This is a genomic window from Pseudomonas sp. B13(2017), from assembly GCF_002113245.1.
GTDB lineage: Bacteria > Pseudomonadota > Gammaproteobacteria > Pseudomonadales > Pseudomonadaceae > Aquipseudomonas > Aquipseudomonas putida_Z.
Map to the genome: position 1 here is coordinate 247,094 of NZ_NEJX01000003.1, position 26,474 is coordinate 273,567.

The 26,474-nt window shown below is 62.2% G+C and carries 29 protein-coding genes and 1 tRNA gene; 5 read left to right on the top strand and 25 right to left on the bottom strand.

The window, feature by feature from the left end; translation table 11 throughout:
* Positions 1 to 3 precede the first annotated feature (3 nt).
* Entirely contained in the window at positions 4 to 759 is a 756-nt protein-coding gene (trmJ, locus tag CAG44_RS06365) for a tRNA (cytosine(32)/uridine(32)-2'-O)-methyltransferase TrmJ (RefSeq protein ID WP_031325634.1), read from the bottom strand.
* A gap of 151 nt (positions 760 to 910) precedes the next feature.
* On the opposite strand from trmJ, the gene suhB reads away from it, so the two are divergent.
* Complete coding sequence (gene suhB / locus CAG44_RS06370) at positions 911 to 1,729, top strand: inositol-phosphate phosphatase (RefSeq protein WP_025337769.1); 819 nt, start codon at positions 911 to 913, stop codon at positions 1,727 to 1,729.
* A 188-nt stretch (positions 1,730 to 1,917) separates the two neighbouring features.
* Here the strand turns inward: suhB and CAG44_RS06375 are convergent, their stop codons facing one another.
* The 6 genes from CAG44_RS06375 to queA form a co-directional block, all read right to left on the bottom strand.
* Positions 1,918 to 2,460 carry a glycine zipper 2TM domain-containing protein gene (locus tag CAG44_RS06375; protein WP_085691775.1) on the bottom strand — a complete coding sequence of 181 codons (543 nt, stop codon included), beginning with the start codon at positions 2,458 to 2,460 and terminating at the stop codon, positions 1,918 to 1,920.
* 119 nt (positions 2,461 to 2,579) lie between these two features.
* Entirely contained in the window at positions 2,580 to 3,488 is a 909-nt protein-coding gene (secF, locus tag CAG44_RS06380; protein ID WP_013971011.1) for a protein translocase subunit SecF, read from the bottom strand.
* 10 nt (positions 3,489 to 3,498) lie between these two features.
* Complete coding sequence (gene secD, locus CAG44_RS06385) at positions 3,499 to 5,361, bottom strand: protein translocase subunit SecD (protein WP_025337767.1); 1,863 nt, start codon at positions 5,359 to 5,361, stop codon at positions 3,499 to 3,501.
* Positions 5,362 to 5,424: 63 nt separating this feature from the next.
* A complete protein-coding gene (gene yajC, locus CAG44_RS06390) occupies positions 5,425 to 5,760 on the bottom strand; it encodes a preprotein translocase subunit YajC (RefSeq protein ID WP_003259111.1) in 336 nt (111 codons plus the stop codon).
* Between the two features lie 42 nt (positions 5,761 to 5,802).
* Positions 5,803 to 6,918 carry a tRNA guanosine(34) transglycosylase Tgt gene (gene tgt, locus CAG44_RS06395; RefSeq protein WP_013971009.1) on the bottom strand — a complete coding sequence of 372 codons (1,116 nt, stop codon included), beginning with the start codon at positions 6,916 to 6,918 and terminating at the stop codon, positions 5,803 to 5,805.
* 14 nt (positions 6,919 to 6,932) lie between these two features.
* Complete coding sequence (queA, locus tag CAG44_RS06400; RefSeq protein ID WP_085691776.1) at positions 6,933 to 7,982, bottom strand: tRNA preQ1(34) S-adenosylmethionine ribosyltransferase-isomerase QueA; 1,050 nt, start codon at positions 7,980 to 7,982, stop codon at positions 6,933 to 6,935.
* Positions 7,983 to 8,089: 107 nt separating this feature from the next.
* Between queA and CAG44_RS06405 the strand changes: the two genes are divergently transcribed.
* From CAG44_RS06405 to CAG44_RS06420, 4 genes are all read left to right on the top strand, one after another.
* Positions 8,090 to 8,174, top strand: a tRNA-Leu gene (locus CAG44_RS06405).
* 134 nt (positions 8,175 to 8,308) lie between these two features.
* Positions 8,309 to 8,845 carry a hypothetical protein gene (locus tag CAG44_RS06410; RefSeq protein ID WP_085691777.1) on the top strand — a complete coding sequence of 179 codons (537 nt, stop codon included), beginning with the start codon at positions 8,309 to 8,311 and terminating at the stop codon, positions 8,843 to 8,845.
* 533 nt (positions 8,846 to 9,378) lie between these two features.
* Positions 9,379 to 9,738, top strand: a complete 360-nt coding sequence (locus tag CAG44_RS06415) for a hypothetical protein (RefSeq protein WP_085691778.1) — start codon at positions 9,379 to 9,381, stop codon at positions 9,736 to 9,738.
* Between the two features lie 488 nt (positions 9,739 to 10,226).
* A complete protein-coding gene (locus tag CAG44_RS06420; protein ID WP_085691779.1) occupies positions 10,227 to 11,195 on the top strand; it encodes a hypothetical protein in 969 nt (322 codons plus the stop codon).
* 22 nt (positions 11,196 to 11,217) lie between these two features.
* Here CAG44_RS06420 and CAG44_RS06425 read toward each other — a convergent pair whose 3' ends face one another.
* From CAG44_RS06425 to CAG44_RS06505, 18 genes are read right to left on the bottom strand one after another with little or no spacing between them, the layout of a single operon-like run.
* Positions 11,218 to 14,700 (bottom strand): hypothetical protein, encoded by a 3,483-nt coding sequence (locus CAG44_RS06425; protein ID WP_085691780.1) that lies wholly within the window; start codon positions 14,698 to 14,700, stop codon positions 11,218 to 11,220.
* A 16-nt stretch (positions 14,701 to 14,716) separates the two neighbouring features.
* Positions 14,717 to 15,670: a phage baseplate assembly protein V gene (locus tag CAG44_RS06430; RefSeq protein WP_085691781.1), complete on the bottom strand. Its 954-nt coding sequence runs from the start codon at positions 15,668 to 15,670 to the stop codon at positions 14,717 to 14,719.
* Positions 15,643 to 16,347: a hypothetical protein gene (locus tag CAG44_RS06435; RefSeq protein ID WP_085691782.1), complete on the bottom strand. Its 705-nt coding sequence runs from the start codon at positions 16,345 to 16,347 to the stop codon at positions 15,643 to 15,645. Before CAG44_RS06435 ends, CAG44_RS06430 begins: the two co-directional genes overlap by 28 nt.
* Entirely contained in the window at positions 16,344 to 16,898 is a 555-nt protein-coding gene (locus tag CAG44_RS06440) for a DNA-binding protein (protein ID WP_085691783.1), read from the bottom strand. Before CAG44_RS06440 ends, CAG44_RS06435 begins: the two co-directional genes overlap by 4 nt.
* Positions 16,895 to 17,815: a hypothetical protein gene (locus CAG44_RS06445; RefSeq protein ID WP_085691784.1), complete on the bottom strand. Its 921-nt coding sequence runs from the start codon at positions 17,813 to 17,815 to the stop codon at positions 16,895 to 16,897. Before CAG44_RS06445 ends, CAG44_RS06440 begins: the two co-directional genes overlap by 4 nt.
* The gene (locus CAG44_RS06450) at positions 17,812 to 18,519 is read right to left on the bottom strand and encodes a phage tail protein (RefSeq protein ID WP_085691785.1); all 708 of its coding nucleotides are present in this window, start codon (positions 18,517 to 18,519) and stop codon (positions 17,812 to 17,814) included. Before CAG44_RS06450 ends, CAG44_RS06445 begins: the two co-directional genes overlap by 4 nt.
* Before the next feature lie 10 nt (positions 18,520 to 18,529).
* Positions 18,530 to 20,134 carry a phage tail protein gene (locus CAG44_RS06455; RefSeq protein WP_085691786.1) on the bottom strand — a complete coding sequence of 535 codons (1,605 nt, stop codon included), beginning with the start codon at positions 20,132 to 20,134 and terminating at the stop codon, positions 18,530 to 18,532.
* An 8-nt stretch (positions 20,135 to 20,142) separates the two neighbouring features.
* Positions 20,143 to 20,727, bottom strand: a complete 585-nt coding sequence (locus CAG44_RS06460) for a phage tail protein (RefSeq protein WP_085691787.1) — start codon at positions 20,725 to 20,727, stop codon at positions 20,143 to 20,145.
* A complete protein-coding gene (locus CAG44_RS06465; protein WP_085691788.1) occupies positions 20,720 to 21,895 on the bottom strand; it encodes a baseplate J/gp47 family protein in 1,176 nt (391 codons plus the stop codon). The genes CAG44_RS06460 and CAG44_RS06465 overlap by 8 nt, the downstream gene beginning before the upstream one ends.
* Positions 21,892 to 22,209 carry a DUF2590 family protein gene (locus CAG44_RS06470; RefSeq protein ID WP_085691789.1) on the bottom strand — a complete coding sequence of 106 codons (318 nt, stop codon included), beginning with the start codon at positions 22,207 to 22,209 and terminating at the stop codon, positions 21,892 to 21,894. Before CAG44_RS06470 ends, CAG44_RS06465 begins: the two co-directional genes overlap by 4 nt.
* Entirely contained in the window at positions 22,209 to 24,146 is a 1,938-nt protein-coding gene (locus CAG44_RS06475) for a phage tail tape measure protein (RefSeq protein ID WP_085691790.1), read from the bottom strand. Before CAG44_RS06475 ends, CAG44_RS06470 begins: the two co-directional genes overlap by 1 nt.
* A gap of 3 nt (positions 24,147 to 24,149) precedes the next feature.
* Positions 24,150 to 24,296 carry a hypothetical protein gene (locus CAG44_RS29260; protein WP_371858534.1) on the bottom strand — a complete coding sequence of 49 codons (147 nt, stop codon included), beginning with the start codon at positions 24,294 to 24,296 and terminating at the stop codon, positions 24,150 to 24,152.
* Between the two features lie 20 nt (positions 24,297 to 24,316).
* The gene (locus CAG44_RS06480) at positions 24,317 to 24,604 is read right to left on the bottom strand and encodes a putative phage tail assembly chaperone (protein WP_085691791.1); all 288 of its coding nucleotides are present in this window, start codon (positions 24,602 to 24,604) and stop codon (positions 24,317 to 24,319) included.
* Complete coding sequence (locus CAG44_RS06485; protein ID WP_085691792.1) at positions 24,601 to 25,095, bottom strand: lysis system i-spanin subunit Rz; 495 nt, start codon at positions 25,093 to 25,095, stop codon at positions 24,601 to 24,603. Before CAG44_RS06485 ends, CAG44_RS06480 begins: the two co-directional genes overlap by 4 nt.
* Positions 25,083 to 25,613 carry a lysozyme gene (locus CAG44_RS06490; protein ID WP_085691793.1) on the bottom strand — a complete coding sequence of 177 codons (531 nt, stop codon included), beginning with the start codon at positions 25,611 to 25,613 and terminating at the stop codon, positions 25,083 to 25,085. Before CAG44_RS06490 ends, CAG44_RS06485 begins: the two co-directional genes overlap by 13 nt.
* On the bottom strand, positions 25,613 to 25,816 hold the full coding sequence (locus CAG44_RS06495; RefSeq protein ID WP_064492855.1) for a hypothetical protein: 204 nt from the start codon (positions 25,814 to 25,816) through the stop codon (positions 25,613 to 25,615). The genes CAG44_RS06490 and CAG44_RS06495 overlap by 1 nt, the downstream gene beginning before the upstream one ends.
* Complete coding sequence (locus tag CAG44_RS06500) at positions 25,813 to 26,025, bottom strand: TraR/DksA family transcriptional regulator (protein ID WP_085691794.1); 213 nt, start codon at positions 26,023 to 26,025, stop codon at positions 25,813 to 25,815. The genes CAG44_RS06495 and CAG44_RS06500 overlap by 4 nt, the downstream gene beginning before the upstream one ends.
* On the bottom strand, positions 26,025 to 26,474 hold the full coding sequence (locus CAG44_RS06505) for a DUF2597 family protein (protein ID WP_085691795.1): 450 nt from the start codon (positions 26,472 to 26,474) through the stop codon (positions 26,025 to 26,027). The genes CAG44_RS06500 and CAG44_RS06505 overlap by 1 nt, the downstream gene beginning before the upstream one ends.

Sequence of the window (26,474 nt, forward strand, 5' to 3'; positions counted from 1 at the left end):
CTGTCAGTCCTTCCGTTTATGCGGCTCGCCCCGGACCACTTTCTGGGTCTCGGTGAGGATGCCGCGCAAAATGCTCATTTCCGAACGTTCGACCGCCACCCGCCCATACAGCCGGCGCAGGCGCGGCATCAGGTGCTTGGGCTTTTCGGGGTCGAGAAAGCCGATACCGACCAGGGTCTTTTCCAGGTGGTCGTAGAACAGCTCCATTTCGTCCATGGTCGCCAGCTCGCTGGCGTCAACCTTCTCGACCTTGCCCGGCGCTGCACCGGCGGCCAGCCAGGCCATGCGCACCTCGTAGGAGAGCACCTGGACAGCGGCGGCCAGGTTCAGCGAGCTGAAGTCGGGGTTGGAGGGAATGTGCACATGGAAGTGACATCGCTGCAGTTCTTCGTTGGTCAGGCCGGCGTGTTCACGCCCGAACACCAAGGCGATTTCCTCGCCACCGTTGGCATGCTCCACCGCCTTTGCCCCGCACTCGCGCGGGCCGATCAGCGGCCAAGGGATGCTCCGCTCGCGGGCGCTGGTGCCCATCACCAGGTTGCAGCCGACCAGCGCCTGCTCGAGGCTGTCGACCACCTGGGCGTTGTCCAGCACATCGTCGGCACCCGAGGCTCGGGCGCTGGCATCCACGGCGGGGAACTCTTTAGGCTGCACCAGCACCAGACGCGACAAGCCCATGTTTTTCATGGCACGTGCAGCGCCGCCGATGTTGCCGGGGTGGCTGGTATTGACCAGAACAACACGAATATTTTGCAGCAAGGTGTTGTGCTCACAGATGCAGGAATCAGGGCCTTCGATCTTACAGAACCGACAGACGTAACGCCATGAAAGCAAATGTGACACTTCTGCCGCCAAAGTTTTCTGCTAGAATGATCGGCTTTCTTCTTTAACATCTCCAGGTGACCCGCCCATGCAGCCTATGCTGAATATCGCCCTGCGCGCCGCTCGCAGCGCCAGTGAACTGATTTTCCGCTCCATCGAACGCCTGGATAGCATCAAGGTCGATGAGAAAGAGGCCAAGGACTACGTCTCCGAAGTCGATCGCGCCGCCGAGCAGAGCATCGTCAACGCCCTGCGCAAGGCCTACCCGAACCACTCCATCCAGGGCGAGGAAACCGGCCTGCACGCGGGTAGCGGCGAAGAAGGCAAGGATTACCTGTGGATCATCGACCCGCTGGATGGCACCACCAACTTCCTGCGTGGCATCCCGCACTTCGCGGTCAGCATCGCCTGCAAATACCGTGGCCGCCTTGAGCACGCCGTGATCGTCGACCCGGTTCGCCAGGAAGAATTCACCGCCAGCCGTGGCCGTGGCGCCCAGCTAAACGGTCGCCGCCTGCGTGTCAGCTCGCGCACCAGCCTGGAAGGCGCCCTGCTGGGTACCGGCTTCCCGTTCCGTGACAGCCAGATGGCTGACCTGGACAACTACCTGGGCATGTTCCGCGCCCTGACTGGCCAGACCGCCGGCATCCGCCGCGCCGGCTCCGCCAGCCTGGACCTGGCCTACGTGGCCGCCGGCCGTTTCGATGCCTTCTGGGAGTCGGGCCTGTCCGAATGGGACATGGCGGCCGGCGTGCTGCTGATCCAGGAAGCGGGCGGCCTGGTGAGCGACTTCAACGGTGGCCACGACTTCCTCGACAAGGGCCATATCGTTGCGGGCAACATCAAGTGCTTCAAGGCCGTGCTGACTGCTATCCAGCCGCACCTGCCAGAGAACATGAAGCGCTAAGCGCGGATTGCCGGCAAACAAAAAAGCACCCCTCGGGGTGCTTTTTTTTATGCCTGTGGCTTTGCATTATCTGTGCCGGCCTCTTCGCGGGCTTGCCCGCTCCTACAGAGATGGCACCAGCCTCGAGGGCAGCGCTATACCTGTGGGAGCGGGCAAGCCCGCGAAGAGGCCGGCTCAGGCAACACAAATCACTGCCCGGCTTCGCTCAGGATCAGCTTGCCATTCTTGTCCAGCGGAATGGTCGACCCGGGCTCGTGATCCATCTTCACCTGCCCCACCTTGTCGCCAACGGTGTACTTCACGTTGTAGCCCACCACTTTCTCACTGATGTCGTTGACCGTATTGCAGCGGGTTTGCGTGGTGGTGTAGGTGTCACGCTCCTGCATGCCTTCCTGCACCTTGTTACCGGCATAACCACCACCGACCGCACCGGCCACGGTGGCGATCTTCTTGCCGCTACCACCACCAATCTGGTTACCCAGCAGGCCACCGGCAATGGCGCCCACCACGGTACCTGCGATCTGGTGTTGGTCCTTGACCGGCGCCTGCCGCGTCACGGCGACGTCCTTGCAGACCTCACGGGGGGTTTTTACCTGTTGTTTGATCGGTTGCACGTCGGTGACCTGCGCATACTCAGGCCCCTTGTTGACCAAGCTGTAGGTCGCGACAGCACCTCCGGCAGTCACACCGACAGCACCCAGTACCGCACCCACAAGCATTGATTTGTTCACATGAACCTCCTGATCATAACCCGCGGGTCCGACCCGCCTTCTCCCAGCCTTGGAGTAAAAAAAAAGGCGCGAGTTCAACACTCGCGCCTTTTTGGCCGCCAAACGGTGTGGAGCACGCCTTACGGACGGTCGTCCACACCGTCGGTCTTGGCCGGCGGGATCAGGTCTTCACTGCTCAGGTTCAGCCAGATCAGTACCACGTTGGCGATATAGATCGACGAATAGGTACCGGCCATGACGCCGATGAACAGGGCCAGCGAGAAGCCGAACAGGTTGTCGCCACCGAAGAACAGCAGCGCGGCAATGGCCAGCAAGGTCGAAACCGAGGTGGCGATGGTCCGCAGCAGGGTCTGGGTGGTGGAAACGTTGATGTTCTCGATCAGCGAGGCCTTGCGCATGACGCGGAAGTTCTCGCGCACCCGGTCGAACACGACGATGGTGTCGTTCAGCGAGTAGCCGATGATCGCCAGTACCGCCGCCAGCACCGTCAGGTCGAAGGTGATCTGGAAGAACGACAGGATACCCAGGGTCACCACCACGTCGTGGATCAGTGAGACGATCGCGCCCACGGCGAACTTCCACTGGAAGCGGAAGGCCAGGTAGATAAGGATGCCGCCCAGGGCCAGGAGCATGCCCATGCCACCCTGGTCGCGCAGCTCCTCACCCACCTGCGGGCCTACGAACTCGACACGCTTGACCTTGGCCGGGTTGTCGCCACCGGCCTTCTGCAGGGCTTCGGCTACCTTGTTGCCCAGCTGTGGGTCATCGCCCGGCATGCGCACCAGCAGGTCGGTGGTGGCGCCGAAGCTCTGCACCACCGCCTCGTGGAAGCCGGAATTGACCAGCTCGGCACGCACCGCCTTGAGGTCGGCCGGGCGCTCGTAGGTCAGCTCGATCAGCGTACCGCCGGTGAAGTCCAGGCCGAAGTTCAGGCCCTTCTGCCACCAGCTGAACAGTGCCAGCACGGTGAGGAGCACGGTAACGGCGAACGCGACATTGCGCACGCCCATGAAGTTGATGGTTTTCATCGCAGCTCCCTCAAACCCACAGCTTCTTGATGTCACGCCCGCCGCAGGTCAGGTTGACCATTGCACGGGTCACCATGACGGCGGTGAACATCGAGGTGAAAATCCCGAGGGACATGGTGACCGCAAAGCCCTTGACCGGGCCGGTACCCATGGCGAACAGGATGCCGCCGACCAGCAGGCTGGTCAGGTTGGCGTCGATGATCGCGGTGTAGGCGCGGTTGAAGCCTTCATGAATGGCGCGCTGCACCGACATGCCGGCGTTCAGCTCTTCGCGGATACGCGAGAAGATCAGTACGTTGGCGTCCACCGCCATACCCATGGTCAACACGATACCGGCAATACCCGGCAGGGTCAGGGTGGCACCCAGCAGCGACATCAGCGCCAGCAGCAGGACCATGTTGCCCGCCAGGGCAATGGTGGCGATCACACCGAAGGCGCGGTAGATGGCGATGATGAACAGCGAGACGAACAGCATACCCCACAGCGATGCATCGATACCCTTGGTGATGTTGTCGGCACCCAGGCTTGGGCCGATGGTACGTTCTTCAGCGAAGTACATCGGCGCAGCCAGGCCACCGGCACGCAGCAGCAGGGCCAGTTCGGACGACTCGCCCTGGCCGTTCAGGCCGGTGATGCGGAACTGGCTGCCCAGCGGCGACTGGATGGTCGCCAGGCTGATGATCTTCTTCTCTTCCTGGAAGCTCTGTACGGCAACGTCCTTCTCGACGCCGTCGACGGTCTGCTTGACATAGCGGGTGACCGGCTTCTGCTCGATGAAGATCACCGCCATGCTGCGGCCAACGTTGCTGCGGGTAGCGCGGGTCATCAGCTCGCCACCGTGGCCATCCAGGCGGATGTTCACCTGCGGGCGACCTTGCTCGTCGAAGCTGGCCTGGGCGTCGGTTACCTGGTCACCGGTGATGATCAGGCCGCGCTCGACCGCAGCGGAACGGCCGCCCTCACGGAACTCGAACACCTCGGTAGTGGCCTTGGACGCGCCCGGCTCGGCACCGAAGCGGAACTCCAGGTTGGCGGTTTTACCCAGGATACGCTTGGCTTCGGCAGTGTCCTGCACGCCTGGCAGCTCGACCACGATGCGGTTGGCGCCCTGGCGCTGTACCAGCGGCTCGGCCACACCCAGCTCGTTGACCCGGTTGCGGACGGTGGTGAGGTTCTGCTTGATCGAGTATTCGCGGATCTCGGCGACTTTCGCCTGGGTCAGCGCCAGACGCAGCACGGCGAGCTCGTTGCGCTCGGTGGTGGTCAGGTCGAAGTCATTGAAATTCTTGCGGATCAGGGCACGAGCCTGTTCGCGGGTAGCATCGTCGGCGAAGCCCAGCATGATGCCGCCATCCTGCTGAGGCAGGCTGCGGTAGCGGACGCGCTCTTTGCGCAGCAAGGTCTTGACCTCGCCTTCGTAGACTTTCATGCGGGCGTTCATGGCCTTGTCCATGTCCACTTCCAGCAGGAAGTGCACACCACCGGACAGGTCCAGGCCCAGCTTCATCGGGCTTGCGCCCAGGTTGCGCAGCCATTGCGGGGTAGTCTGGGCCAGGTTCAGGGCCACGACGTAATCATCGCCCAGTGCCTTGCGCACTACATCCTTGGCTGGCAGCTGGTCTTCCTGATTGGTCAGGCGGATCAGCCCGCTGCCCTTCTCACCCAGGCTCGCGCCCTTGACGGCGATCTTGGCATCGCCCAGCGCCTTGCTGACGCGGTCGAGGTCGGCCTGGTTCACCTGCAGCGCCGAGCTGGCACCACTGATCTGTACCGCCGGATCATCCGGGTAGAGGTTGGGAGCGGAATAAATGAAACCGACCACCAGTACCAGCACGATCAGTGCATATTTCCACAGAGGGTATTTGTTCAGCATCACGCCGCCCGTTCAAGACGCGGGGCGCGTTGCGCGCCCCGACTGGAAAGAAAAACCGGTAACTCAGATAGCCTTGAGCGTACCTTTTGGCAGGGTGGCCGCGATGGCACCCTTCTGGAACTTCAGCTCGACGTTGTCGGAAACTTCCAGTACCACGAAATCATCGGAAACCTTGACGATCTTGCCGGCGATGCCGCCGTTGGTGACAACTTCGTCACCCTTCTGCAAGTTGCTCAGCAGGTTCTTCTGCTCTTTTGCACGCTTGGCCTGCGGGCGCCAGATCATCAGGTAGAAGATGACCAGGAAACCGACCAGGAAAATCCACTCGAAGCCGGTACCGGCTGGGCCGGCGGCGGGTGCTGCGGCGTCCGCGTATGCGGCGGGGATCAAGAAGCTCATTGGGCACTCCTAATGTAATTTTCTAATAATGGATGCGGACAGTCAGTCCAAAGGCGGCACAGGAAGCCCGCGCTTGGCGTAGAAGGCGTCGACAAAGGCGGCCAATTTACCCTGTTGAATAGCCTCGCGTAAACCGGCCATCAAGCGCTGGTAATGGCGCAAGTTGTGGATGGTATTCAGCATGCTGCTCAGCATTTCGCCGCACTTGTCCAGGTGATGGAGATAGGCGCGGGAGAAGTTGGTGCAGGTGTAGCAGTCACAGGTCGGATCCAGCGGCGAATCATCGTGGCGATGGAACGCATTGCGGATCTTGATCACCCCTGTATCGACGAACAGATGACCGTTGCGCGCGTTACGCGTCGGCATCACGCAGTCGAACATGTCGACGCCGCGGCGCACACCCTCAACGAGATCTTCCGGTTTGCCTACCCCCATAAGGTAACGAGGTTTGTCAGCAGGCATCTGGCCCGGCAGGTAATCCAGCACCTTGATCATTTCGTGCTTGGGCTCGCCCACCGACAGACCGCCAATGGCCAGGCCGTCGAAGCCGATGTTTTCCAGGCCTTCCAGCGAGCGCATGCGCAGGTCCTGGTACATGCCGCCCTGGACGATACCGAACAGCGCCGCAGTGTTGTCGGCGTGGGCGTTCTTCGAGCGCTGGGCCCAGCGCAGCGACAGCTCCATGGACGCGCGCGCCACATCGTGCTCGGCCGGATACGGGGTGCACTCGTCGAAGATCATCACCACGTCCGAGCCCAGGTCACGCTGCACCTGCATCGACTCTTCCGGGCCCATGAACACCTTGGCGCCATCGACCGGCGAGGCGAAGGTCACGCCCTCTTCCTTGATCTTGCGCATGGCGCCCAGGCTGAACACCTGGAAGCCACCGGAGTCGGTGAGGATCGGGCCTTTCCACTGCATGAAGTCGTGTAGGCCGTTGTGCTTCTTGATCACCTCGGTGCCCGGGCGCAGCCACAGGTGGAAGGTGTTGCCCAGGATCATCTCGGCGCCGATGGCTTCGATGTCGCGTGGCAGCATGCCCTTGACCGTGCCATAGGTGCCCACCGGCATGAACGCCGGGGTCTCCACGGTGCCACGTGGGAAAGTGATGCGGCCACGACGGGCCTTGCCGTCGGTGGCCAGCAGTTCGAAGGACATTCGACAGGTGCGACTCATGCTTGATCCTCGGGCCCGCGTGGCGCCGGATTGCGGGTGATGAACATGGCATCACCGTAACTGAAGAAGCGGTACCCCTGCTCGACCGCCGCCGCGTAGGCGGCCATGGTCTCGGGGTAGCCGGCGAAGGCCGAGACCAGCATCAGCAGCGTGGACTCCGGCAGGTGGAAATTGGTGACCAGCGCGTCGACCACATGGAACGGCCGGCCCGGGTAGATGAAGATGTCGGTGTCGCCGCTGAAGGCCTTGAGCACGCCATCGCGCGCGGCGCTCTCCAGCGAACGCACGCTGGTGGTGCCGACCGCGACCACCCGGCCGCCACGGGTGCGGCAGGCCTCGATGGCATCGACCACATCCTGGCCCACTTCGAGCCACTCTTTATGCATGTGGTGGTCTTCGATCTTGTCGACCCGCACCGGCTGAAAGGTGCCCGCGCCCACGTGCAAGGTGACGAAAGCCCGCTCGACGCCCTTGGCGGCGATCTTTTCCAGCAGCGCCTCGTCGAAGTGCAGGCCTGCGGTGGGCGCGGCGACCGCACCGGCACGTTCGGCGTACACGGTCTGGTAGCGCTCACGGTCGGCGCCCTCGTCCGGGCGGTCGATGTAGGGCGGCAGCGGCATGTGGCCGACGCGGTCGAGCAGCGGCAGCACCTCTTCGGTGAAGCGCAGCTCGAACAGCGTGTCATGGCGCGCGACCATTTCGGCCTCGCCGCCACCATCGATGAGGATGACCGCGCCTACCTTGGGCGCCTTGCTGGCGCGCACATGGGCCAGCACCCGATGGCTGTCGAGCACGCGCTCGACCAGCACTTCCAGCTTGCCGCCGGAAGCTTTCTGGCCGAACAACCGCGCCGGGATGACCCGGGTGTTGTTGAACACCATCAGGTCGCCGGGGCGCAGGTACTCGAGCAGATCGGGGAATTGCCGGTGCGCCAGCGCGCCGCTCGGTCCATCGAGGACCAGCAGACGGCTGCCATGGCGCTCGGCCAGCGGGTGGCGGGCGATCAGGGAATCGGGGAGTTCGAAGGAAAAATCGGCGACGCGCATGATGATGTTCGGTTCGGCAGGGCCGGGAAGTTTAGCCCAATGTGTGAAAATTGACCATGAAAGCCGATTGACCGACCAGCGGTGGCTCTCTATACTGCGCGCCACATGCCCTGATGGCGGAATTGGTAGACGCGGCGGATTCAAAATCCGTTTTCGAAAGGAGTGGGAGTTCGAGTCTCCCTCGGGGCACCAAGATCCGGAAGAAAGACCTTGATTTTCAAGGTCTTTTTTTTCGTCTGGCGTAAATGTGGCGTAATGGTTTTTCCCTCGCACCCCAGCACAGCGCTGCTCAGCAGTCGTAGGAATGGATTCTGTAGGAGTTGAAAATGGCTTCGGCTACCAGAAACGAGATCATCATCGCCGTCATCGGCTTGGTAGGTATCATTTTTACCGCAGTGATTTCTAACTGGGACAAACTCTCTTCGCCTTCCCGCACCGCAACAAATTCCCCAGTGGTTAGCGATGACATCAATGTACAGATCAGGTACTACATCGAAACCACTGGTTTCCGGAATGCCCTCGAGGCCCTGGAAAAACAGAGGGCCGAACGCTATCGGCTCGAATTCAAGGCTGACAGAGACACCGTGGACTGCATGCTTGATATGTCAATCCCGACGAATCAGCTGGTCGACATCGCGGTCGACGCTTTTCGGAAGCACTACACCCTCGAAGAAATCAAAGAGCTCAATCGTATAAACGCGCTGCCAGCCATGGTGAGCCTCGCTTCGAAGCAAGCAGCCATCTCGCTCGATCTGGTGAGCGGCCTCGAAGAGGCAGCCCAAAGGGTGAAGCGCCGTAACCTCGCCCTAGCAAACGGAAATCGAACCAAAGCGCAACAAAGCGCGGCCTGCCCCACTCAGTGATCCCAAAGCGTTGATGTAGGCAGTTGGGTTCATATACGGGGACCTGCTTGCAGAGAGTCCCGGTGTGATATGCCGGTTTTTTCAAGACCCCGGCTGTGTATACGTGTCATACGAAACGCCCCCCTGCACGAAGAAAACGAAAATTTAGGTTGACCCCTAAAAAGCTTGTCAGATTTGTCAGATTGTTCTTCTTACCTATGTCTAACCCTTATATCTCAAGGCTTCCAGCGTTTTGATGTAGTGTCAGAAAGGTGTCAACGGACTGTCAGAACCTGACAAAACCACACTGTCAGATTTCACCTTTTCAAGCCCTTGATTTATAAGGCTTTTTTATTAGGCATGTCAGATCTGCATCGTTTTTGACACTGCGTTGTCAGATCGCAAACCCAGTAAATACGCGGCCTCCAGCCTGTTTCCTGACAGATATCCATGTTCTGACAGGCTTTTGGGGGTCAGCCTGAAAAACCTTTCATGGGGCACCCCGAAGCTATCCTTCAAAATGCCCCACGAAGCGAATTGATCGAGATGAGAAAATGCGCAAAGCAGCCACCCAAGCAGCCCTCCCGAAAATCGAACTGATCCAGAATGGCGAGGCCTGGGAGGTGCACTGGGACTACCAGGAAGCACCGGAGAGCGCGGTCCTGTTCAAGCGCCGCGAGTACCTGGATGGCTACATACATGGCAGCCTGGACGGGATCGGCATCCACCCGAAGAACGTGTCCTGCGCCAGTGCGCGTACCGGTACCGTGAAGCGCCTGACCGAAGACCAGGCCGTGCGGTTCAAAGCCCGCCTCGAGCACATTCTGATCCCCGTGGTGGCCAAAGAATTTGAGCGTTTGAAGAACCTGGGCGAGCTGCCCCACATGTGGCTGGCGACCGGTACCGAGCAGTGAAACGCTCTGCAATGCCGGGGAATCGCTGAACTCCCACCCGCCGGGGGTTCCAGCCAGATCGCCGCCCCGCTCCTGGTGCGCTGTGCACACACGAAACTGACAGTGTCCGAAATTGAAAATCCCTGAAATCGGGGATTTTTTCGTTTTTCCTCCACGGATTCCGCGGGCTCCAGCCATGGGCGGCATGTTGCGCCGATGGGTGCAACGGACCGCAACGCGTTGCACAACCTTTCATTTTCTTTCACAGCGTGCAATTGCCACCGGCCTGCGGGAGCCCACAGACGGCGCGGCCCGCAGCATGGTTTGCACCACCCGGCCGGTTTGCACGATTTCACGACGAAAAGCGCGTCGGCGGGAGGGGGATAAGTGATTTTCGGCCAGGATTTTTTTTCGGCTGACGATTTTCCTCCGGCGCTCCAGGGCAAGCGAAAGCGATATCATCGGCCGCATTCAGATGTGGCCGTCTTGGCCTGACAGGGAGGGGGAGAATGGACGATTATTTGATACTGGCGCTGCTTGTGGTCACACCCATAATTTTTGTGGGTGTGGCTTCTGCGGCGATCATTAAGAGATTTAGAACGGACGAGAACTGGAAAGAAAGGCTCTTGCTAAACCCGGATCATGGTCTGGATAAGCAGGCTCTTTTTTGGGTGTCTGTAACTGTGCCCATCATGTATTTCTTGGGCTTCGGTTACTATGCTTGGGAAGGATATACCGTATCCTTGACTGAGGCAGGTTTTAGGGAGTTCATTCGAATTAGTGCCTTTCCATTAGGACTACTAGGGCTCTCCCTCCCACTAACTGCGTTAATAACGAAACTGCACTCGACGTCGCAGACTGCGAGGCAGATCGTAAAGAGTAAGCATGAACTGTTCTACCTCCACAGAAAAGAGTTCACCGCTTATTACGAACAAATCGGGCCGACGAAGTATTCAGATTTCACTGCCACGTTCAAGATAAACCCTCGCATCCATGCAAAGCTTTTCGAGGGCGCAGCCTCAAAGGGTACGCCCACCCTACGCCTTGACGTTGTAGGCGACTTAATCAGTCGGGTTCAGAGTGCCAGGCAAAGCTTTGAGGCTATGTTTTCGGCCCTTGAGCAGCCAGAGTTCTATTCCGAATACACCGAGTTTTGTAAGAAAATCATTTACCTCGTCCAGTATTTGAACGTGAGAGATGCTGAAGATTTTATAAATAGCGTGGGGATTGCGCTGCCAAATGAGGGTGAAGCCAGAAGTATCGGGAGTTCGATGCAGCACGCCTATGATGTATTTACCTGCGTCGAAAATTATGTGATAGCCGCTTTAGAGTTTTCAGGAGTTGGGCGAGATGCATTGAAATTCGATAGACCGGCGTTAAGGCAGCGCATCGCAGGAAAACCTGTTCAACGGAAGTTTTCAATTATGATTGAGGCACTTTCTAGCGGTGGCGACCCAAAAATAGGGCCCGACATGTGACGGGCCCAAGGGACTATCAGAACTAAATTTTCAATGTGCATCGTCCGAGTGATGTTTGTGCGGCGGTGGTAAGTACCGCAATCGCCGCCTGGCCCATGATCGCCAGACCAGGACCAGCAGGGTGGCAATCATCGTGGGACCACTTGGTCGCCACCCGCTTCACCACCACACTGGCCCCAGGCGCTGGCACATCACGGTCGAAGACCACACGGTAATCATCACCGACGTTCGCCGTGTTGGTCTTCGACATCTGGGCGGTGCCAGCCTCCCAGCCCAACTTGTAGCCGCCGACGACGTGGCAACCGCGGTTGATACGCTCCACCCCGTTGACCTTTACCGACCAGCCCCGATACAGCTGCGCAGTGGTGTCACCGGCTGGATCCGGCTTGATACCGTTGGCCTGGTACAGCGTGTAGCTGGCCGAGCCGTTGGCGGCAACGCTCTGACTCGCGTCCAGGTACAGCTGCGTGGTCGCAGGCTGGTTGTACTGCCAGGCCAGCGTGCGGGCGTAAAAGTCCTGGAACAGCACCCCCTTACGCCGTGCGATATCGGCAGCCAACTCGCGATACCCCTCGAGGCGTCGGTACCGGATGTTCGGGATGCCGCCGGTGCCGATCGCGATCACGCACTCCGGTAATGCCTCGCGGACGACATCGATCACGCCTTCCACGCTTTCCACCCAGCTCGGTGCGCCCTTGATCATCGCGGTGCTGCCCACCAGCTCGGCCAGGGATGTTACGTGGGCCAGCTCACGGGCGCTGAGCGGACGCGACCAGGTGATGCGCCGGTTTACTGCATCCCACGCCTTGACCACGCGGCAGGCCAGGCGGCGGTTGTCACCTTTGAAGTCGCCGAGGATGACGACATCCCCCGCCGCCACTTCGAAGGTCGCGGCGGTGCCGTCGAGCTGCACCGAGGTCTCGGTGATGGCCGCGATCACCATTCGGGTGTCCTCCACCGTGTAGTCGTCCGGCCCCACGTAGGTGACGGTTCGGTACCAGTGGGCAGTCTCCACGCCACGTACCTGGGCATCTGTTAGGCCGGTGCGGGTCCGCCACGCCCGGTCAATGTGGCTTTTCCAGTCATCGTTGGTGCAGTTTTCCAGCAGCAGCACATCTGGCTGGAAGCGCTTCAGGGCCTCCGCGTTGTTGAGGCCTGTATCGGTGAGCAAGAACCCAGCGGTCCAGCCACCGATGCCGGCGTTCTGGAGGTGGTGCATGCGGTTGGTCGCCGCGTTGAGGTACAGCTGAGGGGTGCCGACTGCACGTGGGTCCAGGCCGATGATCTTCACCCGGAAGCTGCGTTTGGCCGCCGAGCTGAAGCTCCAGGTCACCACTGCACGCGGATCAGTCTCGCGGAAGCCGAGGCCTGACGACACTTGCGCCGGGTTGGCCGGGTCAAACGAGACGTTGCCGTCGCCATAGGGCGATTCGTTCGGGCTGGTCAGCGCCTGGCTGGTCTGGCCAATGGTGCCGCGGACGTAGGTGATCGACTCGCCGGCCGAGAAAGTTGCCGCAATGACCGCACCACTTGCCGGCGCGATGTCAAACCAGAGGAAGTGCCGCACCTGGGGCACGCCTGCCACCGTGACCAGCTTGCGGATCACCAGCACCTCGATACCTGCCGGGAAGCCCGCGCCGTAGCCGCCGGTGTTCATCTGAACGGCCTTGGCCACGTTATCAACCGTCACGCTATGCCCGAAGGTGAAGGCGCGCCCCAGGTCAAACTGGCGAGTGCTGCCATCACCGACCGCGTTGATCGAGTGGCTGGTGGAATAGGCCTCATCGTTCCAGGTTGTGAAGGTGTCCAGGAGCGCCCCCTCGGCGTATACCTCGACCAGGGCTGCCCCGGCGTTGCCACGTTCGCGGGCGATGCACAGCGACAGTTCGTCACCGGACAGGTCGAAGCTGGCCTCACTGTTGGTGCCCTGCAGGCGCAGCGCCGAGCCTTTATAGAACAGCTTGTTGCTGACGGTAGCGGCGGTGCCGTTGATCGTGAACTCACTGCCGTGGAGCGTGGTGGCCATCACGGTGCGCAGGTGGCGCTCGACCTCACCCACATAGGAGTCCTCGCCCAGCCAGCCTTGGCCCCAGGTGATCGAGCTACCCGCTACCGATACGCGGATCGCCTTGGCCAGCGCCGTGGCTTGGGCAGCGGACGGGCCCGAGGAGAGCTCAGCGCGCAAGCGGTCCCACTCGAAGATCTGCGGCGAGAGCTTGAACAGGTCGGTGGAGGTGTTCAGCAGGATGCCGGTCCCGGTGATCTGCCGGTAATCGATCAGCAGGTCAAAGCTGGTGTCGCTGCCGACGCTGGTGGCTTTCACCCAAACCGGCCCTGCAGCCTTGCCCAGCACCTCACCCTCGAACACCCAGCCCCGGGTGGTCGGGCTGTCCTGGATGATGATCCGATCTTTCAGGTTCGGGTCATCCTTGCAGAACACGGCCACCTTGTAGCCCTTCGTTCTGTCCGCGTTCTTGGCGCGCACGGCGAGGATGGCAGCCAGCACCTGGTTCTGGTTGGTGCCCGAGGTGGCCGGGGCGGACACATCCCGCCACCACTTTGGAAAGCGCGACCGGACGTCGGCAACGCCGGCGTTGGCACCCGCAATTTCGGTGGAGTAGCCGGCCACCACGGCTTCAACGTCGGCAAGCTCGAAGATGCGGGGCGACAGCTTCAGCTCCATCGAGGTGCTGCTGTTGAACACGACCCCGAGGGTGGTCAGCTTGCGGTAGTCGATGATCATCACGAAGGACGTTCCGGCCGCACCGGTCAGGGTCAGGCTCACGGGCCCGTCATCCTTGCCGGCGGCGGTACCGCTGAACGACCACAGGTTACCGAGATCGTCGACGATAGCTACGCGATCGGCATAGGTGGCGTCGTTTTTCGCTACGACGTTGATCCGATAGGTCCGGGCCTTGTTGCCGCCCTTGATGCGCAGGGTGCTGACCGCCTCGATCACCTGCTGCGCCCGGCTGGTCGGCGACTCTGCGTCGGTAGCCAACCAGGGCGACCGGGCAGTGGCCAGGCTTTGGCTGCTCGGGTAGCGCTTGATCTCAACCGCGGCGCTGGCCAGGTGACGATAAAGGATCAGGTGCTCGTCCTTGTTGCTGGACGGGACGCTGAAGTACTGGCCATTGGTGGTACCGGCTAGGCCTGCGGCGGTATCGACGAAAATGCCGGCCGAGAACTGCACGACATCCCGGGCCGCCTCAGCCCGGTTGGCTGCGGCCGCTGCCTGGGAAATGCTGTCCGTCACATCGTTGAACTGGAGCGACAGGCGGTAATCCCGGCTGCCTTTGACCACCCGCAGGTCGTAGATGCCGTTGGGCGCGGCAACCTGTACCAGGCCATTCTCGTCCGAGGTGAAGGGGGATTCGATAGCCTCGCCGTTGGCCTTCTGCAGGCCTCGGGCCGGGTTCTCAGTTCCCCGGATGTAGAGGTAGCAGGTGGCCTGGGTGAGGATTCTGCCCTCGTCGTCTTGCGCGAAGAAGTTCTTGAGTTCCATTGACTGTCCTTGAGGGCTATTCGGTGATCGGCTTCAGCTGCGCAGCGAGCAGGGCAGCTTGGGCGGCTTTGGCTGTGAACTGGCCGGCATCGCCTGAACTTGGGGCGGGGCCGGGCACATGGGTATGGGTGGAGAGCTGGGTAGCGAGGGCCTGCACCAGGTCAATCAGGTCGCACAGCACCTGCAGCACATTGACGCCCTCTGAACCCAGCCAGACCTTCTCGGCGACAGCCTTGTGGAGGCCTTGAATGCGTTCCAGGAGATCCCCGCCCACCGCCAGGTTCAGCTTCTGGCCGACAACCTGGTTCAGGTCGCGGCCGGTGGACAGGTTGAGGTCGTCCACCGACGCTGCATTCAATGTCCCGCCCGAGAGCAGCTTGAGAGCGCCCAAGGCCTCGATGGACTTGATACCGCCGACCGACTCGGTGGAGTGGTCATCCACAATGCGGCTGTCGCTCTGGTAGCGCTCAGCATTGGTCAGGCTTTCCACCAGGCGATCGGTCGACTTGTCGGAGATCCCGCCATCGGTCTGACGGGTCCAGCTGCCATCGGCCTCGACGCGCTGCTGTGCCGCCTCGCTGTGCTGCCACACCTGATCACCCTTGGGCAGGCGCGGCAGGGACAAGCCATGCGGCAGGATGCACTGGATGAACGGTTTGTGCGGCAGCCCCTGGGCGAAGGCCACCACCACGCTGGTGCCTTCCTCGGGGAAGCTAAAGAAGCCCATTTCATCCCCGGCGGAAGGGACCGGCAGCGGTACGCCGGCCAAGGTCGGCATGCTGGTGTCCGGTTCGCCGGTTTCGTCCAGGACCTCGAGGTCGACCGCGAAGCGAGGCCTGAAATCGTCGCAGATGGCCGCGCCGGTAGGTGCATCCGCCACACCGACAATCCGGGCAAAGCGCGGCAGGTGATAGCCGCCGCTCAGCTCCGGGAACATGCGCTCTACGCAGCGCCGGATTGCGTCTTCCATTTGATCGACATCTCGGTACCGACAAGGGCCACGGAAGTGACGCGCTCGCCTTGGTTGATGGTTGCACCAGGACGCAGGCCAGGCAGCGCCGCAATCACGGCGCTCTGGTTGCCCTGGTAGTTGTTGAACAACTCAACCGGCAGTTGCAGCGCCGGCCGCTCGCCGAAGAAGCTGTGGGCCCAGCTGCCGACGAAGATCTCCCCGTCGCCTTGCTGCTGCCAGATGTAGTCCGGGATTGAGAAAACCCGGGCCAAGCTGTCCATGGCCTGGAAGCCGGACGCCAGGCTGTAAAAGAACGGCGCCTTGATCGAGGCATAGGCCTGCTCCGGCACCCGGAAGCGCAGGCCGGTCTGGTCGCTGATCGCGCCCAGCACTGTGCGCAGATCGGCATGGCGCAGGTTGAGCGGCAACGGCTTGGCCAGGATCGAAGCAATCTCGCGGCAGTACACGACCTGCTCCACCGCGTTCACGGCCGTCGATCGCTCGATGTAACCGATGAAGTGGCGCTGCAGGGGCTTGCTGTTGTAGCCAATGTCCAAGGTCACCAGGCCAGCCAGCGGCGCGGTGGACTTGATAGTGAACTGGGCGCGGCCAGGCGTTCCCAGGTCCAACCGGACGTCGTCTTTGATGGACACGTGCTCGATGCCGGCGATACGCAGCACTTTGTGGAGCTTCACGATTTGCTCCCCAGCCAGTCATCGAGCTTTTTCAGGGTTGTTTCGAACCCGGTAAGGCCTTGGCCGGTACCGCTGCCATCGGCGCCGCCGCTCCCCGCGCTGGTCCCGGTGACGGGTTGTCCCGGAGCGTTTTGGCTGCTGACCCCATTGCTGGCCCGCCGCTTCTCCACCCGCTCAGGGTTCGACAACTTTTCAGTGAGGGTGAACTGAACCCGCCAACCGCGCAGCGTGTCGTCCTCGCGGGCGCTGACGCCATCAGAGAACTGCACCTGACGCATGCCGAAGGCTGCGGCCGTATCGTTCACGATGCGGTAAGTCTTCAGCTGGCCGCCGCCGGCAGTGGCCTCGGCCAGGCGCATCAGGGTGCGCAGGTCAGCCGCGTCGACAAAGCGGATCAGCAGCGTCACGGTCAGGGTTTTCGGCTTGAACCCCTTGTGTACGGTGTCGGTGTTGCTGGTTTGCCCCGACATATCGCCGCTCTCGATGCGCAGGTCGCTGGTGACCTTCATCCCCCGGCCGCGGATCTTTTCGCCGTCCAGGAGCAGAGTCATAGGCCCACCATTTCACGGACGAAGCTAAGGCCCTTGAGCGAGCCCACCAGCATCACGCCGGCGGACAGCGGCCACTCATGCCCTGGCGCCTCGCCGGCGAGAAGCTCGCGGCGCAGCTCGGCGGCATTGCCCGGGCCGAGCAGGCGAGCGTTGATAGTGGTCTGCATCTCAGCGCTTTCGAACTGGGCCTTGAGATTGGCCAACTCCTGATCCTTCGCGGCACTGCGTGCGGCTTTGCGTGCTGCCAGCGTTTGCAGGTCGGCCATCGGCGAACTGGCGGCGAAGCTTTCCAGCGCGGCCAGCTGGCCGGACATCGCCTGAGTGGCGGCGCGGGTGATGGTGGCTCGCTCCAGTGGCAGCTCGCCCCAGCGCGGCAGCATGCCGGCGTTCGGCAGCTCCCACTTGGACGTTTCCAGCTCGAACAAGCGTCCGGCACGGTTCTGCGCACGCTGCAGGTCTGGCAGCGGCAGCACGGCATTGAACCGTGCCAAGGTGTCGGCGAAATGATCGTAGCGGGTACCCAGGAACAGCAGGACCAGTGCATATTGCGCGCTACCTGGCCGGTTCAGGTCGGTGACGTCGCCCAGCTTCGCGGCCAGGTGCTGCAGCAGGTTGGGTGCCGACAGATAGCGCTGCAGGCCTCGCCCTTCGCCCACTCCGCTTTGGAAAGGGGTGACGACCAAGCTCATGGGTACCTCACCAAGCGCTTGGTGCATGGCATCACGGCCAGCTGCCACCGCCTGAGCTGCTGCAGCACCGACCGGGCTTGGATTGGTGGTGGCCAGGTCCTGCAGAGCAGCCAGGCGGAGCCCAGTGCTGGCCAGCTCGCTGCCGGCCATCGTCTTCGCGTCCTCCAGATCGGCCAGCCAGCTGGTGGCCTGGCTCGGCCAGCGCATGGTGACAGGGCTCCAGGTCATACCAGGCCACCCTCCCAGGTCACGGACTCAAGGCCGGCCAGGTCCTTGGCCTCACGGGCTGCCTGCAGGCGGTCCTTGAGCGTGTACGACTTTTGCAGCAGCTGCAGCCGGAACAGTGTGAACTCGTCAGCGACCTGCCGCAGTTGGGCAGCGGCATGCCGGCGGAAGGCTTTCGTGCCCGTGCTGTCGGTGCATGGGTAGTCCACATCGACGCCCAGGGCAGCAGCGCCGCTAAGGTTCAGCTGATCTTCCTGGCTGCTGCTGTAGAGATAGCGATCGCCCAGGGCTTGCGACCAGACGCCGCCGGTGATCTCCCGGGAACAGGCGCTATCGATGGCCGCGATGCGCTCCTGGTACAGCCGCTCCACGGCCGCCGGGATGTCATCGATCCATTCGCCGTCCCTCCAGATCTGGCCCGGCGCCGGCACTTCCAAGGTGTACCCGGGCGGCAGTTGCCCGTGGCGGTCGATGGCAACGGGTTCACCGGTCTGGATGTTGTAGGCGGTGAGGCCCAGATAGGAGTCGATCAGCTTCCAGCGTTGACCATCCCAATGGGCCGCCTTGTGCTCAGGGATCGCCGGCGGGGTCTGCTCGATGCAGCCACCCGGGATCAGCCACACGCCGTCCTCGAGCGGCGAAGGGTCGGCGATAGCCTCCCCAACATAGATGCCCAGGTGATCGGTTTGATAAACGATCTTCTGCATGGCCCTGCCCTTAGTATTTGACGTAGACCGGGAAAGCGATGTTCAGCGGGCGAGTCTCGGTGCCCCCGGTCGCATTCACGGTGATGGTGTGGGCGTGGTCGGTGACGCCGGCCACGGTGATGGTGTGGGTGTGGCTGCCGGCGCTGCTGGTGGTCGAGTAGCCGTTGATACCCGTTGTCAGGTCGTCCCCCGAGGTAAGCACCTCGCCTGTGGTGATTTGGCCGAGCACCTGACCCTCTTTGACCTGGTGCGTATGGTCACCGGCTGCCGCAGTAGTGGCGGTGTGCGTGTGTGCGCCGGCGTTGGCCGAGGTCGCGGTGTGGCTGTGCGACTTGGTGTCATCGGCCTGCAGGCTGCCCCGGACTCGGCCTGGATCGAGACCTTTGCCGTCATCCAAGGGACGAAGAAAGCGTCCGCGCACATCCTGGACGTTGAAGGTGGTGACTCCATCGCCGGAGCCGTGGCGGGTGCCGATCTTCGCAAAGAGCCGGGCATAGACGGTGCGCGAAACAGCGGCTCCGTTGGCACGCAACCAACCTTCTGGCGGGGTGTCCTGATCGAAGAAGGCCAGCATGCCGACCTGGTTGTCCTCGAGCTGATCACGAAGCGCCCTGAGTGCGGCCGTGGTGGCAAGAATCTCGCTGCTGACGTTGTTCGGGTCATCACTCTTGGAGTTTGGGATGTTGCCCAGGCCCACATCCTCTTTGGTCGTGGCCCGTGCGCGCAGCAGCTCGTAATCGCCGACTTTCGCGGCAAAGTGCTCAATCAAGGCCGAGGTGATCGGCTGCCATTGGCGCAGGTCGCTGACCACACCCTCTGCGTCCACGTTCGCCAGCTGGACCAGGTAATGCTGAGTGCCGTCGCTGTCCTGGTAGTCGGATCGGACGGCACCGAACACCACTTTCCACTGGGCAATGACGTCATTGCCTACACGGCGCAGGGCGACGTCGATCCAGGCTCTGGTTGGCAATGCTGGCATCTGCACCAGGACGGGTTCATCCAGGCCGATGCGAATGCCCTCGATGTAGACGGTGCCGGCTTTGACCTGGTACAGGCCGAAGCCGTTGCGCTCCAGCTGCAGGCCGCTGTCCCAGAAACACACACGCCCATAGACATCCCGGTTGCTCAGTTGCTCGCGGCGGTCGATACCGGTCAGGCGCACCGTGAAGTCGTGCTGCCAGGTGCTGGCATCCACGGTGATCCCCGTGAGTTCGCGGGCGCCGTCGTACTCCACCAGGAAGTTGCGGGTCAGGTTGTTGCCGATCTGCTGCGGCGGGATGTTCTTGCGCTTCTGCTGGACTGGTACGTAGGCCACCGCAAGCAGCACGTTTTCCTCGGTCTCAAGACCGATCCAGTTGAAATCCCAGTCACCTACGCTGGAATCGACCATCACGCTGTAGATGACCTGGTTCGGGTTCACGTAGCCGTCGCGGTCGACCGGCGCGGTGTAGACCAGCTGGGCAGCAGGCGGTTTGCCGGCGGCCCGGTCTACCGGCTTCGTAGGATCGAGGCCCGGTACGTTGGCGAACACGAAGCGCGCCACTTTGAGGATCTGCTGGGCAGCTTGCTTCTGTGCAATCAGCGACTGGCCAGCGAGGGTAATGCTTGCTCCCATGGGGTCTCCTAGGTGTTCTCGGTGGTCACGACGGCCAGTTCGTTGATGACGACCAGGCGAGCGGACTTGTCCCAGGCGGCGCACAGCGTCTCCTGGTCATCATGGAAGTGGGCGGTACGCATCCCCAGGCTCACTGGGGTGATCGTGGCGAACTCGTAGCGGCGGCAGGTGCGGCCGTATTGCTGCATCAGCACGCGCAGCAGCACCGGATTGGCACTCAACTGGCCGTCGGTGAGGTACAGGCGCACAACGTCCCAGTTCTCGCTGTCGAAGCGCTCCTCGATCTCGACGTAGCCCACGCCCAACCGCTGGAAAATGCGCACGGTACCCGCGCTGCTGCCGGCATCCACGGCGTTGACGAAGGCGTACTTCACCCGCTTTCGATAAAGGCCCTCCGGTTCCCCCTGGAACCGCTGGATGTCGCGCTGCCAAGCCAGCAGGTCCAGGACGGACAGGTGGCAGGTCTCGGCGTCCAGTTGCAGGAGCGGCCAGTTGACCCATTGTTCAACCTTGGTCCACCAGGACTGGGCCGCGTCGCGGAGCTTGGAAAGCTCGACGCCTTCCAGCCAGAAAGGGAGTTTCAGCTTAAGCACCGAGCACCACCTGGACGCCGTCAAGGCGCGGGATGTTCAGCTGGGAAATGATGTCGGCATTGTCGAAGCGCAGGGATTCGATCCCTGTGAACTCCTCGTGCAGCTCCTCGCCCAGGCGGCTGAACGAGAACCTGGACTGTGGATAAGTGAGCGTGGGTTGGAAGTCGCTGTCCGTGCTTTCCCGGAACGCTGCCCTGATGAACAGCTCGATGTCCGTCAGCAGTTGGTCCTGGCGTTCGGCGCCGACCTGAGCGCGCAACCACACAGTCACCCGGACAGTGTGCTGGGTCGCCGGCATTTCCATCACCAGCAGGTCATCGCCGTGGCCGTGGTTGCCCTGGTCGCGGATATGGCTGTTGATCGATGCCAGATAGCTGGTGGCCGGCGAGCCGGCCTCGAACAAAACAAAGGCATTGGCGCTGCCTGGCCCGCGTGGGGCATCGTGCTCGAAGTACACGCCGTCTGGTTCGACGCCAGGAAAGCTGGCGATCATCGCCCGGTACACGGCATCGGTGTGCCACTGGTTGACGGCGCTGAACTGGTTGCGTGTGCGCAGGCGCAGGTCGTCGTCGTGCTCCTCGTCCGCTCCAGGCTGAGTCAACCAGCCATCGGCGTTAACGACCTGGATCACCCCAGGGATCGGTTCGGGCAGGATCGAGTAGTAACCCGGTGCAAGGTTATAGCCGCTGCCAGCCTCCGAGGCCTCAACTGGCACCTGGACCTGAGAATCACCGTCGATGAACTGGGTCGCTGCCGTGGTGATCAGGACGTAGACGTTGCCGTTGATGGCCACCGACTGAACCCGCACGCCGGCGGGGATCTCCATGGTGCCCGCCACCCCGCTGCGGGTGAACAGCAGAAGCCCCTGAGCCTTAGTGGAGGGCTTGCGAGCGACGTTGACCGCCCACGCCAGCATGTCCAGCCAGGCGCCAGTTGCGGTCTTGACGAAAAAGTTGGGCAGCACGGTGCTGACGATGAACTCGATCAGCCACATGACCGGCTTGGTTACCAGGGCGGTGATCAGGCGCCAGAAAGGTGACCAGGCGCTGGTGTTGCTCAGCTTGCTGCCCTGAGCGGCTACTTCCTTCTCCCAGGCTGCGCGCAGGCCAGCTTCGGTTGTCGGTACGCCGGCGTCTTGCAGGGCTTTCTTGAAGTCGACGTCACTCACAGCGTTACCTCAGTCGTTCCGAATTCCACGGTTGTGGCAGTGACCAGGTACTGGCCGCTGCCGGTTTCGATGATCTGGACGGTGCCCGGTACCAGGCGCTCGTCTTCCTCGACCAGGAGCTCCAGCTGCTGGATACAGTCGGCCTGGCGGAAGCGGTCCCGCTCGGCCATCAAGGTGACCAGTAGGCCGCTCTCGCGGATCATGTGGGCGATGTCCTGGGCGATGCTGGCCCGGTCGTCCACCAGCTCAGGCTGGGCGGACGGGTCCAGGGTCAGGTCGTTGTTGGTGATGAGTAGATCGATGTAGAAAGTCATCAGCCGGTCGCCATCGCCACCATGTTTTCCAGCTCCAGCGGGCTCATTGGCTTGGCCGTGTGGATCTCCACCTTTTCAATGTGGCTTCCACGATTCTGGTTCTGGGTGTTCTGGATACTGGTCATCAGGCCGCCGGCGGGTACGGCGTCGGCCTTGGTCGGGCTCAGGCTGCCTACCGGCTTGTACTCCGCATCGGCGCCAACGTTTGGCAGTTCCGGGACGTTGCCCAGCCCCATCTCGATGTCGACGCCGGGGATCTTGTTGAGCATCGCGATCAGCGAGTCCAGGGCCGACTTGAACACCGCGACAATTCCATCCCAGGCCGCTTTGGCCATGCTGCTCCAGCCGCCCATGCTGTTGAACCAAGCGCCCAGGGCGCTCAGCTGCTCAGAGACCCACTGGAAAGCGGCGGTGTTCATCAGGGCGCTGGTCCAGTCGTCCCAGTAGGCGATCGCCGCCACGATCACCGCGACCAGGGCGAGCACGCCCAGGACCACCAGGCCGACAGGGTTGGCTGCCAGCGCAGCGTTCACCAGCCAGATCGCGCCCTGCCAGATCAGCATCGAGGCCTTGGCCAGGCCCATCACCGCGATCATCGCCAGGATCCTGACGATGAACAGCGCGCCCTGGACGGTGTGGGCGACGAACATGGCGATGCTCTTCCAGCCTGACCAGGTCAAGAGCGTCCAGACCACGTTGAGGCCCATCATGGCCATCTTGCTCAGGCCGACCACCATCGTCAGCGCGCTGATACCGGCAGTGATCGCCAGTACGGCCAGTGTGGCAATGCCCATCACGCGGGTGATGTTGGGGAACAGCTGCGTCCACTTGGTCATGGTCTTGCCAATGCCCACCAGCTTGTCCATCAGCGGCTGCAGCATGGGAATCAGGACCTGCCCAAAGGCGATGCGCAGGGCCTGCACTGCGGCACCGAACTGCTGCCACGGATCGACCATCGCCGCAGCCATTTTTTCGGCTTGCTCCAGGCCCCGTACCTTGCCCAGCTGGTCGATGCCGCTCCGCAGTCGGTCGGTGTCCTGGGCCAGCGCGCCGATCACCTGGGCACCCTCCCCGCCGAACGCTTCGACCAACTGGCTGTTGGCAGCGGCATTGCGCAGGTCGCCGAACTTGCCCTGCAGCTTGGCGATGATGTCCAGCATCGGCAGGACTTTGCCGTTGGTGTCAGTGAACTTCATCCCCAGCTTTTCCGAGGCGTTGCCGATGTTTTCGAAGAACGCCTTGTAGCGGCCGCCGGCGTCGCCGCCTTCCATGGTGCTGGACAAGCTGCCGATCACCGCCATCTGCTCGGCGAGATCGATGCCGGACGCCGAGGCGATCGCCCCGGCTTCCTTGAAGCCTTCCTTCATCTGCTCGCCACTGGTGCGGAACAACTGAACGGCGAGAGCCGTCTGGCCCCCCAGCTTCTCGACCCACTCGCTTTTGCCCATGGCGTCGGCCTGCTGCTTCTGCAGGTTGTACAGCGTGCCGACGTATTCGCTCATCACGTCTTTATCGGACTTTGTGGCCTTGGCCAGCACGGCGCTGGTATTGGTGAAGGTCGCCAGCTGCGAACCGGATAGACCCTTGATGGCGCCCTCAATCTTGTACGCCGAGGCGACGAAAGATTCGGCGTTCTCGCCATAGGCCACAGAGAAGTCCAAGGCCTTGGCGTTGAGGGCGGTCAAGGCGTCCTCGGCCACGCCGAGCGAACGGACATCACCCAGGGCGCGATTGACCTCCAGCGCCGGCTCCATCGAGGCCTCGATGCCGGTCAGGGCACCCCAGACGCCGGCGAATCCGGTACCGATCTGCTTGATGTTGGCTTCGCCCTGTTCGGCCAGGTCGTTGAAGCCCTTGGACACCTTGGCCAAGGGCGCCGTGACCTTGTCGGTCAGGCTCAGGATGAAGTCCAGGCGGCTGGAAGCGTTCGCGCTCATGGGTCAATTACCGTTGAAAGCTCGTGATATGCCGTTGGCTATGGCGATCTCCATTCGCCGCCAGTGCTCGTCCTCCAACCACTTGGCTGTGCCCAGGGTCTCGGGCGAACGATCTGCACCAGGTAGCCAGCGATCGGCGAGGGCCAACAGCTGGCCCAAGCCGTCGTCCGTCAGGCGCTCAGCGTGGCCGAGCGCTTTTTTACGGTGACTTCAACGGTCGGCGAGTACTCCTCGATCAGCGCGCCGGCGATCTGGATCGCGGTCATGGGGTTGGCCAGCAGCGGCTTGAGGTTGGCCTTCTGCTCCTGGTTGACCGAGGTCATCAGCAGGTTATGGGCCGGGGCGACCTTGTTGGTCGGGGTCAGGCTGTTGATGTACTTGGTCATCAGGGCCGGATCCATGGAGAACTCGAAGTCTTGGCCTGCGACTTCCAGAGTGATTTCGGTGCGTTCGGTCATTTTGCAGTTCCAGTGGTCGGGGGTTGGGTGGTGCAGAAGCTGCGGATGTGGTCCTGCAGCCCCAGGATCATTTGTTTGCTGAGGGCGAGCTGGTCTCGGAGGGTGAAATAATCCGGTCGAGCGTTTGCTGCGAGTTCGGGGGCGCCTGCATCAGCCACGCCGGCGCCGGCGGGATCGGTGCGCACAGTGGCGGCGGGGCAGCTGGCTTGGATGAACAGCCGCTGATCGCCAGCACCGACAGAAGAGCGCAGATCCTGATTGGCCTTGAGGGCATTGCTCAGTTCCTCGGTGTGTTTGTTGTCGTTGGCCGCTGCCTGTGCCAGGCGCTCGGCGGTCTGATTGGCGATCCGGATAACGGCATCACGCTCGCTCAGAGCCTGATCGCGCTCCGATAAGGCGGTGTTGCGCTGCTGCAGCACGCGGTCGAACAGAAACCAGGTGCTGCCGGCGAACAGCAGTGCGGCCAGCACTTGCACGATCAGGAGGCGCATAACTTCGCCTCCGCCAGCCGACGTGCGTGCAGCCCAGGAACGAACACCTTTTTGCCCTTGGCATCAGTGACAAAGGCCCAGACCGGCCGGCCGTCGGCGCCCCAGGCTAGTGCGCGGCAGCCCTCGGCGATGCGGCCGGCGTTGATGAGCATGACCGCGCGGCTTGCGCAGGTGTTTGGCTCTCCAAAGTTGTGGCCGTGGCTCGATAGGGCGTCGAATGTGTTCTGGCTGATCTTGTCGTTGGTCAGGCAGTCGGCCAGCGCCAGCTGGCCCCGCTCGACCACCAGTTGCTCCACCTCGGCACAGCGCGCCGGTGACCAGTAGTCACCGACCACCACCGGATACGGGCTGGTGTAGCGGGTGATGCCTTTGCACACGGTCGGAAGGCCCCGGGCCAGCTGGTCGGCGTACACGACGTTTTGACCTTCGCCTTCCCACTTGCCCAGGAACGCCATCAGGGTGCTGCTGCTCAGCACAAGCGCCACAGTGCCGGTCAGGATCTTGTTGCGCAGGCTCATTACTTCACCTTCCAGTCGCGCAGCATCTGGCGGTATTTGGGTACCAACAGCAGGATCTGCAGCACCATGTAAACCGCCGTCAGCATGTAGGCGACCGCCGACCAATCAACGGCACCGGTCACCCCGGTAGCTGCCACACCGATCGCGGGCGAGGCCTTGGCCAAGGCGATAGCGGTGTCCTGAGCAGCCTGATTTGTACTCATCGATGGCCCCCTTTCTCGAAGGTGGACTGGCAAGGAACACAGCGGGTCTTACCGCCCAGGACGCGACGCGCCTCGGGGATCTCGCCGCCGCAGTCTTCGCAGTGGGTCAGGCTCGGCCCGGTCGAGCGCGCACGGACCAGGGCGGCAGTGATCGCCTGGTCACGCTCACGCTGCTCCAAGGCTTGGGCGCGATCGAACGGGCAGGCCATCAGCGCAGGCCCTCGATCTCGGACGCAGCCAGGTACGGCACGCCGTTGATGCGGATGAAGTCAGGGCTGGTGACGTCGAACGGGATCTTGTGCTTGTGCTTCTCGCCGCCTTTCGAGTCGATGTTCAGCAGGCTCGAGATCTTGAGCCGGCAACCGAATGCCTCTACGCGAAGCTCATCGGTTGGAGTCTTGGCATAGAACAGGGAGTCGAAGGGCTCTAGCTGCCGGAAGCTGCCTGCAACCTTCGCAGCCTCCACGATCAGGTTGAAGTTGGTGGTATCCACCTCGATCTCCCCGCTGGCCGCCACATCGCCGTCGACGTACCCATCAGGCACACCGCCGGTCTGCGATACGGCGCTGTTGTCGGTGATGTCGAGGGTGACGGTCTCAACGTGGACCTGCATATCGCCCACGGTGATGTCGAAGTTCATGCCGCCGATCTTGGCCAT